This is a genomic window from Vagococcus coleopterorum, from assembly GCF_011303955.1.
GTDB classification, from domain to species: Bacteria; Bacillota; Bacilli; order Lactobacillales; family Vagococcaceae; genus Vagococcus_D; species Vagococcus_D coleopterorum.
The window spans coordinates 1,189,692-1,203,187 of sequence record NZ_CP049886.1; the positions used below are offsets into that span (position 1 = coordinate 1,189,692).

Annotated in this window: 9 protein-coding genes; 3 read left to right on the plus strand and 6 right to left on the minus strand. The window is 37.2% G+C overall.

The features are described 5' to 3' along the window. Positions 1-67: 67 nt before the first annotated feature. The 3 genes from pflB to parE all read right to left on the minus strand — a co-directional run bounded on the left by pflB (position 68) and on the right by parE (position 7,289). Positions 68-2,314, minus strand: a complete 2,247-nt coding sequence (gene pflB / locus G7081_RS05920; protein WP_166008032.1) for a formate C-acetyltransferase — start codon at positions 2,312-2,314, stop codon at positions 68-70. A 318-nt stretch (positions 2,315-2,632) separates the two neighbouring features. Next, entirely contained in the window at positions 2,633-5,095 is a 2,463-nt protein-coding gene (gene parC / locus G7081_RS05925; protein WP_166008033.1) for a DNA topoisomerase IV subunit A, read from the minus strand. Positions 5,096-5,111: 16 nt separating this feature from the next. Further along, entirely contained in the window at positions 5,112-7,289 is a 2,178-nt protein-coding gene (parE, locus tag G7081_RS05930) for a DNA topoisomerase IV subunit B (protein ID WP_166008034.1), read from the minus strand. Between the two features lie 190 nt (positions 7,290-7,479). On the opposite strand from parE, the gene G7081_RS05935 reads away from it, so the two are divergent. Continuing rightward, positions 7,480-8,367, plus strand: coding sequence for a Rossmann-fold NAD(P)-binding domain-containing protein (locus G7081_RS05935; RefSeq protein ID WP_166008035.1), 888 nt, complete (start codon positions 7,480-7,482; stop codon positions 8,365-8,367). Between the two features lie 30 nt (positions 8,368-8,397). On the opposite strand, the gene G7081_RS05940 is transcribed toward G7081_RS05935, so the two are convergent. After that, positions 8,398-8,775, minus strand: a complete 378-nt coding sequence (locus G7081_RS05940) for a DUF4430 domain-containing protein (RefSeq protein WP_166008036.1) — start codon at positions 8,773-8,775, stop codon at positions 8,398-8,400. Positions 8,776-8,791: 16 nt separating this feature from the next. Continuing rightward, positions 8,792-9,424 carry a DUF6580 family putative transport protein gene (locus G7081_RS05945; RefSeq protein ID WP_166008037.1) on the minus strand — a complete coding sequence of 211 codons (633 nt, stop codon included), beginning with the start codon at positions 9,422-9,424 and terminating at the stop codon, positions 8,792-8,794. 261 nt (positions 9,425-9,685) lie between these two features. On the opposite strand from G7081_RS05945, the gene plsY reads away from it, so the two are divergent. Then, a complete protein-coding gene (plsY, locus tag G7081_RS05950; protein ID WP_166008038.1) occupies positions 9,686-10,312 on the plus strand; it encodes a glycerol-3-phosphate 1-O-acyltransferase PlsY in 627 nt (208 codons plus the stop codon). A gap of 125 nt (positions 10,313-10,437) precedes the next feature. Next, positions 10,438-11,553: an alanine dehydrogenase gene (gene ald / locus G7081_RS05955; RefSeq protein WP_166008039.1), complete on the plus strand. Its 1,116-nt coding sequence runs from the start codon at positions 10,438-10,440 to the stop codon at positions 11,551-11,553. Between the two features lie 40 nt (positions 11,554-11,593). Here ald and feoB read toward each other — a convergent pair whose 3' ends face one another. Next, positions 11,594-13,492: a ferrous iron transporter B gene (gene feoB / locus G7081_RS05960; protein WP_166008040.1), complete on the minus strand. Its 1,899-nt coding sequence runs from the start codon at positions 13,490-13,492 to the stop codon at positions 11,594-11,596. Positions 13,493-13,496 lie beyond the last annotated feature (4 nt).

Consider the following 13,496-nt stretch of genomic DNA (forward strand, 5'->3'; position numbering starts at 1 on the left):
TCATAAAAGGGATGACTAGATAGCCACCCCTCTAATATGTCTTGATTATATCAGATGTTACCAAGAATTACATGTGGTCATGTGAAGTTCTTGAGATAACGTCTGCTTGTTGTTCAGGAGTTAAATCACGGAATTTAACTGCGTAACCTGATACACGGATTGTTAAGTTTGGATATTTCTCTGGGTGAGCTTGCGCATCTAATAATAATTCATTAGTAAATACGTTCACGTTTAAGTGGTAACCACCTTTATCGAAGTATCCATCCATAACGTTACGTAGGTTGTTGATACGAGTTTCGTCATCTTTACCTAAACCGTTAGGGTTAATTGTTTGAGTATTTGAAATACCATCTAATGCGTTAGTGTATTGTAAACGAGCAGTTGAGTTTAATGATGCTAAAAGACCATTTTTCTCTCCAAGGAATTTACCATCTTGGTAAGATGGGTTAGCACCTGGTGCTAAAGGTTTACCAGCACGACGACCATCAGGAGTATTACCTGTAGCTTTACCGTAAACTACGTTTGAAGTGATTGTTAATAATGATGTAGTTGGTGTTGAGTTACGGTAAGTGTGTTGACGTTTAATTTGAGTCATGAAGTATTCTAAGATCCAGTTAGCAGTAGCATCTGCTTCTTCTTGATCGTTACCGTAAGTTGGGAATTCAGTTGTTGGTTTGTAATCAACAGCTAAACCATTTTCGTCACGGATAACTTCAACGTTACCATGTTTGATAGCCATTAAACTATCGGCAGCATGTGAAATACCAGCGATACCTGTCGCGAAAGTACGTTTTAAGTCACTATCCATGAAGGCTAATTGTGGCGCTTCATATGCATATTTATCATGCATGAAGTGAATAACGTTAAGTGTGTTAACGTATAATTCAGCTAACCAATCCATGATATCTTTGTAGTTTTCGATGAATTGATCGTAATCTAATGTATCACCAGTCATCGGACGGAATTTAGGAGCTACTTGAGCTTTTGTCATTTCGTCTACCCCACCGTTGATTGCGTAAAGAACTGCTTTAGCTAAGTTAGCACGAGCTCCGAAGAATTGCATGTCTTTACCCATAACTGTTGAAGATACACAACAAGCGATTGCTGCATCATCTGATCCCCAGTTAGCGCGTAATAAGTCATCATTTTCAAATTGAATTGAAGAAGACTCTTTAGCGATTTTAGCTGCATAAGTTCTGAATCCTTCTGGTTCTGATGAAGAATATAAAACAGTTAAGTTTGGCTCTGGAGAAGGTCCCATGTTAGTTAATGTGTGTAAGATACGGAAATCGTTCTTAGTCACTAATGAGCGTCCATCTAATCCCATACCAGCAATTGATAAAGTAGCCCAGATTGGGTAACCAGAGAATAATTGGTTGTATTCAGGCGTACGCGCGAATTTAACCATACGTAGTTTCATGATTAAGTGGTCGATCATTTCTTGCGCTTCGAATTCAGTGATAACACCGTTTTCTAAGTCACGTTGAATATAGATATCTAAGAATGCTGAGATACGACCGATAGACATAGCTGCACCATTTTGAGATTTAATTGCTGCTAAGTATCCGAAGTATAACCATTGGATAGCTTCTTTAGCGTTTGTAGCTGGTTTAGAGATATCGAATCCGTAACCTGCTGCCATTTCTTTGATTTGTCCTAATGAACGGTATTGTTCTGAAATTTCTTCACGTAAACGAACAACGTCATCAGTCATTACTTTGTTACCAGTGTTAGCGTGATCTTTAGCTTTTTGTTCCATTAAGTAATCAATACCATATAAAGCTAAACGACGGTAGTCACCGATGATACGGCCACGTCCGTAAGCATCTGGTAAACCAGTGATGATTTTATTTTTACGAGCTGAACGCATTTCTGGCGTGTAAGCATCGAAAACACCTTGGTTATGTGTTTTACGGTAATCAGTAAAAATGTGAGTCATTTCAGCATCTGGTTCATAACCATTACTTGATAAAGCGTTGTTAGCCATGTTGATTCCGCCGAATGGCATGAATGCTTGTTTCAATGGCACGTCAGTTTGTAAACCAACGATTTTTTCTTCTTCTTTAATTAAGTAACCAGGTTCATGTGATGTAATTGTTGCAGGGACATTAGTATCCATGTCGTATACACCATTTTTTTCGTGTTGTTCATCAAATAATACTTGTAATTTAGTCCATAATTTGTCAGTACTTGGTGCGATTGGCTCTAAGAAAGAGTCATCCCCTGTGTACTCAGTGTAGTTCGCTTGAATAAAGTCGCGAACGTTTACTTCGTTTTTCCATTGTTTCCCTTTAAATCCATTCCATGCTTCCATTGTTTGTTGCCTCCTTTAAATTATACAATCCATAAACATCATAAAATTATATATAACAGGTTTACAAGTTCAGTATAACACAAGTTAAAAAAATCACAACTATAAACCGATAAAAAACTGTATTATTTTATAATTGTTATTTATTATTTTAAGAAAACGCAAACAAAACGCTTGTATCAGCCTTTTCGTTATTTAAGATGAGGTGTTCAGACCTTCTTAACTCTGTTTCTTTTTTGTGAAAAACTGTACTATAACACGACCGCGTTTTCAGTACCTTTTCTATAACAGAATAAAAAATAAGCCTACAAGAGGCTTATTTTAATTATTTTTTGTTTGTTTTAAGATGACTTCAGTTAATGAATGAACTTCAAATACTTCGCCATCTTTTTTCTCATCACCTAATGATGAGCCGTTAGATGTCCGATCACTAATTTGATGGTCCATCTTGGAAACTTCGTATTTCGTGTTATTTTGCATGACTACTTCGAATGTTCCTTGATCACTCAAAGCAACATAAACAATGCGGTGTGGATTTGTTTTCAATTCGCGAATAATCATTAATCCACGTTTTGCTCGACTTAATGGTGCAATTTCTTGCGCTATCATTCGTTTAACGGAACCTCGTTGTGTCACAATACTAATTGATGTTTTAGCTTCCGGTTCAATTAAGACGCCGTTAACTACGTAATCTCCATCTTTCAAATTCATTGATTTCACACCTGCTGCACGGGCACCCACTGTCGGCACTTCGTTAAGCGGATAACGCAATCCGAAACCTCTATGACTAGCTAAGAAGACATCATATTCAATGGCTTCGTCAACAAGATAACAATTAACAATTTCTTCAGATGAATCTTTTAAGTTCATACATAATGTCGGACGGCCTTTATAAGTACGCCAAACATCAAATTCATTCATTTTAGTTTGTTTAATTAAACCGCCACGACTAATAAAGACAAATGATTTATTAGTTGCTAATTCAGTATAATCGAAAGCTGCTACGACTTTCTCATCAACTTCAAGACCTGATAGTTGTTGAGATAAATGCTCTCCTACATCTTTCCAACGTAAGTCTGGTAATTCATGAACAGGTCGATAAATCATATTTCCTTTATTCGTCACAATTAACAAGTGATCCAGCGTATTTAATTGCTTCGCAAAGATCAACGTGTCTGTTTCCTTCATGCCAAGCTCATCTGGGCTAGAAGCGCTGAATGAGCGTAAGCTACTACGTTTGATATAGCCTTCTTGAGTCACTGTTGCTACAACTTCTTCTTGAGCAATCAAAATCTTAGTTTCAACAACAATTTCTTCAATTTCATCTTCGATAACTGTTTTACGATCATTGGCAAAGTTTTTCTTCACATCTCGTAATTCTGCTTTCAAGACTTTCAACAAGGCTTTTTCGTCATTTAGAATTTCAGTTAAACGAGCAATTGTCTCAGCTAGTTCAGTCGCTTCTGCTTCTAAAGCCGTAATATCCGTATTAGTTAAGCGATAAAGTTGTAAAGATACAATCGCTTCCGCTTGTTCTTCAGTAAATGCGTACGCTTTTACTAAATTCATTTTGGCATCTTTTTTATCTTTACTGCTACGAATTGTTGCAATGACCTCATCTAATATCGATAAAGCTTTAATTAAACCAGATACGATGTGTTGGCGTTTGTTAGCTTTTGCTAATTCAAATTCACTACGACGGTAAATTACCGAGCGTCTATGTCCAATATACGATTCTAAAATACGTTTTAATCCCACTTGATGCGGACGTTGATTATCAATCGCTACCATATTGAAGTTATAGTTGACTTGCAGGTCAGTATTTTTAAATAAATAATTTAAAATACCTTCTGCATTTGTGTCTTTTTTCAATTCCACAACAACTTGTAAACCATTACGGTCACTTTCATCACGAACTTCAGCAATCCCATCAACTTTTTTGTTGATACGGATTTCATCCATTTTCTTAACTAAATTCGCTTTATTAACTTCATAAGGAATTTCATTAATGACAATTTGTTGTTTACCACCTTTAAGTGGTTCAATCTTAGTGACAGAACGGACAACAACACGTCCCTTTCCTGTTTCATAAGCTTTCTTCAACTCTTCCTTACCTTGCAAAATTCCACCTGTTGGAAAATCAGGTCCAGGAATAAAGGTCATTAACTTATCTAGCGTTGCATTAGGATGGTCGATTAAATGGATTGTCCCATCAATGATTTCACCTAAGTTATGTGTTGGAATTTCTGTCGCGTAACCAGCAGAGATACCCGTTGATCCGTTAACTAACAAGTTTGGATATTTAGCAGGTAAAACGGTTGGCTCTTTTTCAGTATCATCGAAGTTCCAGACGAAATCGACTGTTTCTTTTTCGATATCTTCCAATAATTCATTACTTAATTTTGATAAACGTGCTTCTGTATAACGCATTGCGGCAGCCGGATCACCATCCATACTACCGTTATTACCGTGCATTTCAATCAAGACTTCACGTAACTTCCAGTCCTGACTCATTCGAACCATCGCTTCGTAAATACTGCTGTCACCATGTGGATGGTAATTACCCATGATGTTACCAACGGATTTGGCCGACTTACGGAATCCTTTATCAAAGGTATTACCATCTTGGTCCATAGCAAACAAGATACGTCGTTGAACGGGTTTTAACCCGTCACGAATGTCTGGTAAAGCACGTTCTTGAATGATGTATTTAGAGTAACGACCAAAACGATCGCCCATAACATCTTTTAATGCTAAATTTTGTATATCATCGCGTGTGCTCATCGTATTTTTGGCCTCCTTACTCTTCATCTAAATCAAATAGACTTAATTCTTCCACGACTGTGTCGCGGTAATTTTCAATAATAACACGTTCTGAGATAGGCTTCTCAACCTCTTCATTTTTATCTTCGTTATCTTCTTCAATGTGCTCCAATGTTTCTTCGCGAGCATCATCAAAAATATCTTCTTCGTTCTCAATAGTTGGTGTCCCAACTACATCATGCTCGTCTTCATCAACGGTATCTAAAATACTACCTTCTTCTTCTAAAGTGAAAGCAACATTATTTTCAATCCAGTTACGACGACGCTCCACTTTATCACCCATTAAGGTCGATACAATACGTTCATTACTTCCTGCTTCACCCTCATCTTCATCTAAGGTCACACGAATTAAGGTGCGAGTTTCTGGATCCATGGTTGTTTCCCATAGTTGATCCGCATTCATTTCACCAAGACCTTTGTAACGTTGAATCATATAGCCCTTACCGTACTTCTCAGTAATAGCTGCTAACTCATCTTCAGTCCAAGCGTATTCTTGTTGCGCTTTTTTACCTACACCTTTTGATACCTTGTAAAGCGGCGGTAAAGCGATATAAACCTTCCCAGCTTCAACTAAAGGTTTCATAAAGCGATAGAAGAATGTTAGTAATAGTGTTTGAATGTGCGCACCATCGGTATCTGCATCGGTCATGATGATAACTTTATCATAGTTACAATCTTCTAATGAGAAATCTGGCGAGTAGCCGGCACCAATTGTGTAAATCATTGTATTGATTTCTTCATTTTTCAGGATATCTTGTAATTTAGCTTTTTCTGTATTAATAACCTTACCACGTAACGGCAAGATTGCTTGGAATTTTCGGTCGCGTCCTTGTTTTGCTGAACCACCGGCAGAGTCACCCTCTACTAAGTACAATTCATTGCGCTTTGGATTACGTGATTGAGCTGGCGTTAACTTACCAGATAATAATGATTCGCCTTTACGTTTTTTCTTGCCTGAACGACTTTCTTCACGAGCTTTACGGGCAGCATCTCTTGCTTCACGAGCTTTAATTGCTTTACGAACCAACATTTGGCTCATTTCGCTATTTTCTTGTAAATAGAAGACCATTTGTTCACTAATAGTCGATTCGACTACTGATCGTGCTAACGGTGTTCCGAGTTTACCTTTCGTTTGACCTTCAAATTGCAGTAAATTCTCCGGAATACGCACTGAAACAACTGCCGTCAATCCTTCACGGAAGTCACTACCTTCTAGGTTCTTATCTTTTTCTTTTAATAACCCAACTTTACGAGCATATTCGTTAAAGGTTTTAGTTAAGGCTGTCTTCATCCCAACTTCATGGGTACCACCATCTTTTGTACGAACGTTGTTTACGAATGACAAAATACTTTCAGAGTAACCATCATTGTATTGGAAAGAAACCTCAGTCTCGATTCCTTCTTTTTCACCAGAAAAATAGATAACAGGGGTTAAGTTGTCTTTATCTTCATTTAAATATGCAATGAATTCTTTGATTCCTTCTTCGTAATGAAAAACTTCTTCCACCACTTCTTCAGGTCGTTCATCACGAATAGTGATTTTAACACCTTTTAACAAGAAGGCTGATTCGCGTAAACGCTCAGCTAATGTATCATATGAAAATTTAGTTGTTGAGAAAATAGTTGCATCTGGCAAGAAATGGATAAATGTTCCATTTTTCTTAGTCGTTTTACCAACTTTCTTCAGAGTGCCAACTGGTTTCCCACCATCTTTAAAGCTCATTTCATATTCAATGCCATCTCTAACGATTTTAACATCAACCCAAGATGATAAGGCGTTTACTACACTGGCACCCACACCATGTAAACCGCCTGACGTTTTATAACCACCTTGACCGAATTTACCACCGGCATGCAGCACAGTGAAAATAACCTGAACAGTTGGGACTCCAGAGGCATGCATTCCTACTGGCATTCCACGTCCATAGTCTTGCACGCTAATGCTATTATCTTTATGGATTGTCACTTCAATCTCGTTACCATGACCTGATAAGGCCTCATCCACTGCGTTATCAACAATTTCATAAACCAAATGATGTAATCCGCGTGAGTCAGTTGACCCAATATACATCCCTGGACGCTTTCTAACTGCTTCTAGTCCTTCTAGAACCTGGATGGAAGAATCATTATAATCATTCGTTACTTTTTTACTCATTACAGTACTCTCCCTTACTTCTAACTTACTGTCTATCATAGCACAGTATACGTAGGCTTTAGCTACACCATGATTTATCATACTCTAATTAGTTAAAATTGAAAAGAAAAAACTTATTATAGAGTAGATACTGTCCAACTGCAAGTTATCTTGTATAATAGAAGTAATCAATCAAAAGGGAGCTGTTAAGATGAAAAAAATGTTAGTCTTTGGCGGTACACGTTTCTTCGGACAGAAAGTCGTTCACCACTTTCTAGACCTTGGTTATGACGTGACAATCGCAACTCGTGGGAAATCAACAGATGACTTAGGAGAATTAGTCAATCGTGTGGTGCTTGATCGTAGTGATGCCACTCACCCAGGTTGGGCTTCTTTAAATAAAGAGAAATGGGATGTGGTTTTTGATAATATCTCTTTTACATGGGAAGATAGCAAAATCATTTGCGATCAACTAGATGCTGACAATATTGGTCATTACCTGTTCACTTCTAGTTTAGCTGTTTATGAAGGAGCTGCTCCTGAAGCAGGTTTCACTGAAAAAGACTTTGATCCAACTAATTATAACTTCACCCCTACATCAGATGTGAGCTACGGCGAAGGCAAACGCCAATGTGAAAGTTACTTAGAAACTAACTACCACGGTTTGAAAACTTACTTACGTTTCCCGGTAGTTCTAGATGACGACGATTATACTGAACGTTTACACTACTATGTTCGTCACGCTTTGCAAAATGAAGAAATCAACTTTAAGCGTCAAGATGGTCGTTATAGTTTTGTTGAAGCATCAGAAATCCCAAAAGTTATTCAGTTTATTGTTGAAAATAAAACTAGCGGTCCACTTAATGTCGCCTCGGATGAAATCTATACAACAAAAGACTTTCTATCTCGTTTACTTTCAGGGACAGAGTTATCATCTTTGAATATTTGTTACGACTTAACACAAGAAGCTGCTCCTTTATCAAAGTATGATGAACCATTATCTGCGGCATATTTAACGTCACTTGGTTATCAAACAAGTCAATTAGATGATTGGTTCCCACAATTAATTCGTTCTCTTACCATTCAAGAAAGAAGTTAAGAAAAAAGACTGTCAATGGACAGTCTTTTTTTACATTTCTAATTTATTTAATTTCCATTCGATTAAGTCGCCATCTTTTACTTCATAAGCATTTGCTCCTACTGCGGACGGTTTACCGTTAACATCGAACATCCAGTATTTCATATCATCAGCAATTTGTTGGCGTCCTTTAATTTCTGTTACCATTCCTTGTTCTGACTTAGCATCATAATGATCCATCATAATTGTTTCTAAATTTTCGCCATCAGCTACTTTAATTGTTTCTGATTTAAACTCCTTGCCGTCCTCAACAAGAGATACTTTAATTGAAATATCATTTTCAGTCATCTTATTTTCTGTTTTAGGTTGACACCCAACCATCATAAAGATTACTACTAAACTAAATAACCCTGTTACTACTTTTTTCATTTTATTCAACACTCCTCTATTGTTTTTCTATAAATTTAACTAGCCATTGGACTGGTCGATTTAATAGATTGATAAAAATACCATTGCTAATCATATATTTTATTGTAAAGGGAATAGCTTGCATCACCAAGACTAAATAATAATTGAGTGAACCTGTTGATCCGAAAGAAATCAATGTCCAAGAATCCATAAATAATGAAAAAGCAACTCCCATAATAATTGCAAACAATGTCATAATCACTATACTTGTTCGTGATTGCCTAGCAATCCAAGGAATTCCCGCTATTAGCCCCAGCATTCCGTAAGCATACATTTGAAACGGTGTCCAAGCTCCTTGAATAAAGAACATGTTTGTTAAGAATGGTGCAGCCATACCTACTGAAAGTCCTAAACGGCTACCTCCATAAATACCTGTCAACATAACAATAGCAGCCATAGCATTTACTCCTGGTAACCAAACCGATAACAAGCGGCTGAAAATAGCTGCACCTAATAAAATAAAGCCAAACGATAAAGTCTTAACTCTAGATGGATCGTTCACTACATCTGCCAATAACAATAAGGAACTGATAGCGATAAGTTCCGCAGCTAATAAGATAGGAGTTTGATTAATAAATCCCAGAGAGGTTCCATAAATCAATATAGGCATCACTATCCAACAGGAGAAATAGGTTGTTATTGTGGATTGACTGATTTTTATAGCCTTTGACGTAGACTGATTAATTAAACCTTCCTTCATCTCACTCCCCCTTAATTATTATTGCTCTATTTTAACACAGAGTAACAATTTTAAACTAGTTTTCCTCGCAGAAATTAAATTACCGTTATCTAATACTCTTAATTCAATTGTTTAGCAATCCTTTTCATGTTAAAATAATTTTCAGTCTTATAAGTTAAGGAGTCTATTCAAATGAAATTAATCGCTATTTTTTTACTAGCATATTTATTAGGTTCAATCCCCTCTGGCGTATGGGTTGGGAAGTTGTTTTTTAATAAAGATCTACGTGAGTTTGGCAGTAAAAGTTCAGGCACAACCAATACGTTTCGAGTGTTAGGTCGGCAAGCTGGAACAGCTGTCTTAATAATGGATATTTTAAAAGGGACACTAGCCACCTGTTTACCTATGATTTTTGGTCTAAATATCAATCCTTTATGGGTTGGTTTAGCAGCAATATTAGGTCATACGTTTCCTATTTTTGCTAACTTCAAAGGTGGAAAAGCTGTTGCAACTAGCGCAGGCATGTTACTCGGATTTAGTCCGCTGTTCTTTATTTGGTCATCAAGCATTTTTATTATAACGCTAATGATTACTAGTATGGTTAGTTTAACTAGCATGATCAGTGCTGTCTTAATTACTTTATCAACTATTATTTTGCCATTTGTTTGGCCAACTATTTTACCTGAGTTCAATTTATCACTGACATTATTTGCTTTTGGTATCACAATCTTTATCTTTATGCGTCATCGTGAAAATATTAAACGAATTAAAGCTGGTACCGAAAACCGCGTCCCTTTTGGTTTAAATAAACGTCAATAAAAAGCACATCCCTTTGCGGAGGTGTTTTTTTATTATAAATATATAGATCAATTTGTGAAAACGCTTTCTTTTTCAGTGTAAAAAAAGTATACTTAACCTACCATAAAAAGAAAGAAGGCGAAGATATGAAAATTGGATTACCGAAAGAAATCAAAAACAACGAAAATAGAGTTGGCTTAACTCCTATTGGTGTTAAAACGTTAATACGTAGCGGCCACGAACTATTCGTTGAAACACAAGCTGGTGCGGGCGTTGGCTTTACTGATGCAGATTATCAAACAGCTGGAGCAACAGTTGTTGAAACTGCTGCGGAAGCTTGGTCACAAGAAATGGTGATTAAAGTAAAAGAGCCCCTACCTGCTGAATATCCATTTTTCAGAGAAGACTTGCTTTTATTCACTTACTTACACTTAGCAAATGAACCAGAACTGACAGAAGCTTTGTTACAGGCAAAAACAACGGGTGTTGCCTATGAAACTGTTCAATTACCAGACCGTTCTCTTCCTCTACTTGCTCCAATGTCAGAAGTAGCAGGTCGTATGGCTTCACAAATTGGCGCACAATTCCTTGAAAAAGTACACGGCGGTAAAGGTATCTTACTTGGAGGTGTTCCTGGGGTTGATCGTGGAAAAGTAACTATCGTTGGCGGTGGCGTTGCTGGTACAAATGCAGCGAAAGTTGCCATTGGTCTTGGTGCTGATGTCACTATTATGGATATTTCACCAAAACGTTTACGTGAAATAGATATGGAATTTGGCAACCTGATTAAAACAAAGATTTCTAACGAAGCAACCATCGAAGAAGAAGTTCGTAATAGCGATTTAGTTATCGGTGCCGTTTTAATTCCTGGTGCTAAAGCGCCTAAACTAGTTAAAGAATACATGGTTGAACAAATGAAGCCAGGTTCAGTCCTAGTCGATATCGCTATTGACCAAGGAGGAATTTTTGAAACAACAGATCGCATCACAACCCATGAAGCACCTACGTTTGAAAAACATGGTGTGGTCCACTACTCTGTTGCCAATATGCCTGGTGCTGTACCGAGAACTTCAGCACTAGCTTTAGAAAATGCAACATTACCATTTGCTTTAGAATTAGCAAATAAAGGGTATAAACAAGCCTTACGTGATAATCCTGCATTGATGTTAGGATTAAATACTGAACAAGGTTATGTTACTTTCGAAGGTGTTGCAGAAGCCTTTGGTAAAGAATATGTTAAACCAGAATTACTAATTGATTAACTAAACAAAAAGACCACCCTCTCAGGTGGCCTTTTTTTATTTATACTAGATTGAATAAATGTGCTAAGAAAGTTGTCAGCATCGTCACTACAATACCCATAATTGTTGGAACTAAGAATGAAACCCATGTCCACTTGTGACTTTTCGTTTCTTTGTAGATAGTCATCAAGGTTGTTGAACAAGGCCAGTGGTATAACGTAAAAAGAATTGTGTTCGCAGCTGTTAACCACGTCCAACCATTATCTAATAATAATTGTTTAAATTGATCCAGTGATTCAAATTCAAATAATGTTGATTTGCTTAAGTATCCCATCACCATAATTGGAATAACAATTTCATTGGCTGGCAAGCCTAAAATAAAGGCCATTAAAATGGTTCCATCTAAGCCCATTAAGCGAGCGAAAGGATCGATTGTATCGGTAATCAACGCAAGAATACTTTGATCACCGACCATAATGTTGGCCATTACCCAAATAACTAAACCAGCCGGTGCTGCAACAACCATAGCACGCCATAAGACAAATAATGTTCTATCAAAGATTGATCGCACAATCACTGAACCTACTTGCGGCTTACGGTAAGGCGGCAACTCTAATGTAAATGATGAAGGGATCCCTTTTAAAATGGTTTTTGATAGTAATTGGGATATCCAAAATGTAGAAAACACACCAAGAATAACCACAGCTGCCAACATAAAGGCTGATTTTAAACTGTTACCCAGTGTGACTGAACTCCCTACGAAGAACATTGTAATGATCGAAATCAAGATTGGGAAACGCCCGTTACACGGAACAAAATTATTCGTAACAATAGCAATTAATTTTTCGCGTGGTGAATTAATAATTCTTGTACCTGTCACACCAGCTGCATTACAACCGAATCCCATACACATTGTTAATGCTTGTTTACCACAAGCGCCTGCTTTAGCGAAGAAGCTATCTAAATTAAAAGCAACACGTGGTAAATAGCCAAAATCCTCTAATAAAGTAAAAATTGGGAAGAAGATTGCCATTGGTGGTAGCATTACTGAAATAACAGTTGATAGAACATTGTACACCCCATCAATTAATGCGCCTCTCAACCACTCTGGCATGTGAATATAATGAGCGAATTGATTTAAATAGTCCCCAATCGTACTAAACATTTTAGCTAAAGCGTCTGACGGAACGTTAGCACCTTGTATAGTGAACCAAAAAACAACCACTAATAATAAAATCATAATCGGTAACCCTGTTGCTCGTTGTGTTAGAATCTTGTCTAATTTCCGGTCGCGTCTATTGTAATCTTCATTATCTAATTCAATGACGTCATCCGCGATTACTGTAGCGCGATCCAATAAAGCTTTAGTGTTTTCTTCTGGGTCATCAGATAACGATGCCAGAGCTTCTTTCATATAAGGGTTCATCTTAATGTCGCCAACAACCACGTCACTTAAAGCCACCATTAAATCATCTAGACCTTCATTCTGTCTCGCAGCTGTTGCGACAACAGGGACACCAAGTAGTGATTGTAGCTTATCGATATTAATATGAATCCCTTTTTTACGTGCCTCATCAATTAAGTTGATACAGACAACGACTTTATCTGACATCTGCATAATTTGTAAGACTAAGTTTAAATTACGCTCAAGAGATGTGGCATCACAAACACAAATTGTTGCGACAGACTGCTCTGATTGAATAAAATCTTGGGCAACCTCTTCTTCTTCTGAATTTGATGATAAAGAATACGTTCCGGGTAGATCGACCAGACAATAAAATTCACCTTCATGCTCCACGGTTCCTTCAGCAATTCCGACTGTCTTACCTGGCCAGTTACCCGTATGTTGTTTCAAACCTGTCAATTGATTGAAGACCGTACTTTTACCAACATTGGGATTCCCTGCTAAAGCGACCACATGGCCATTGTTTTCATTGACTAATGTTAATTGTTCAACCATTTGT

What these genes read in the sequence shown, in the direction of transcription:
- pflB (WP_166008032.1), bottom strand. Translation starts at nt 2,314, where the DNA reads ATGGAAGCATGGAATGGATTTAAAGGGAAACAATGGAAAAACGAAGTA.
- parC (WP_166008033.1), bottom strand. Translation starts at nt 5,095, where the DNA reads ATGAGCACACGCGATGATATACAAAATTTAGCATTAAAAGATGTTATG.
- parE (WP_166008034.1), bottom strand. Translation starts at nt 7,289, where the DNA reads ATGAGTAAAAAAGTAACGAATGATTATAATGATTCTTCCATCCAGGTT.
- G7081_RS05935 (WP_166008035.1), top strand. Translation starts at nt 7,480, where the DNA reads ATGAAAAAAATGTTAGTCTTTGGCGGTACACGTTTCTTCGGACAGAAA.
- G7081_RS05940 (WP_166008036.1), bottom strand. Translation starts at nt 8,775, where the DNA reads ATGAAAAAAGTAGTAACAGGGTTATTTAGTTTAGTAGTAATCTTTATG.
- G7081_RS05945 (WP_166008037.1), bottom strand. Translation starts at nt 9,424, where the DNA reads ATGCCTATATTGATTTATGGAACCTCTCTGGGATTTATTAATCAAACT.
- plsY (WP_166008038.1), top strand. Translation starts at nt 9,686, where the DNA reads ATGAAATTAATCGCTATTTTTTTACTAGCATATTTATTAGGTTCAATC.
- ald (WP_166008039.1), top strand. Translation starts at nt 10,438, where the DNA reads ATGAAAATTGGATTACCGAAAGAAATCAAAAACAACGAAAATAGAGTT.
- feoB (WP_166008040.1), bottom strand. Translation starts at nt 13,492, where the DNA reads ATGGTTGAACAATTAACATTAGTCAATGAAAACAATGGCCATGTGGTC.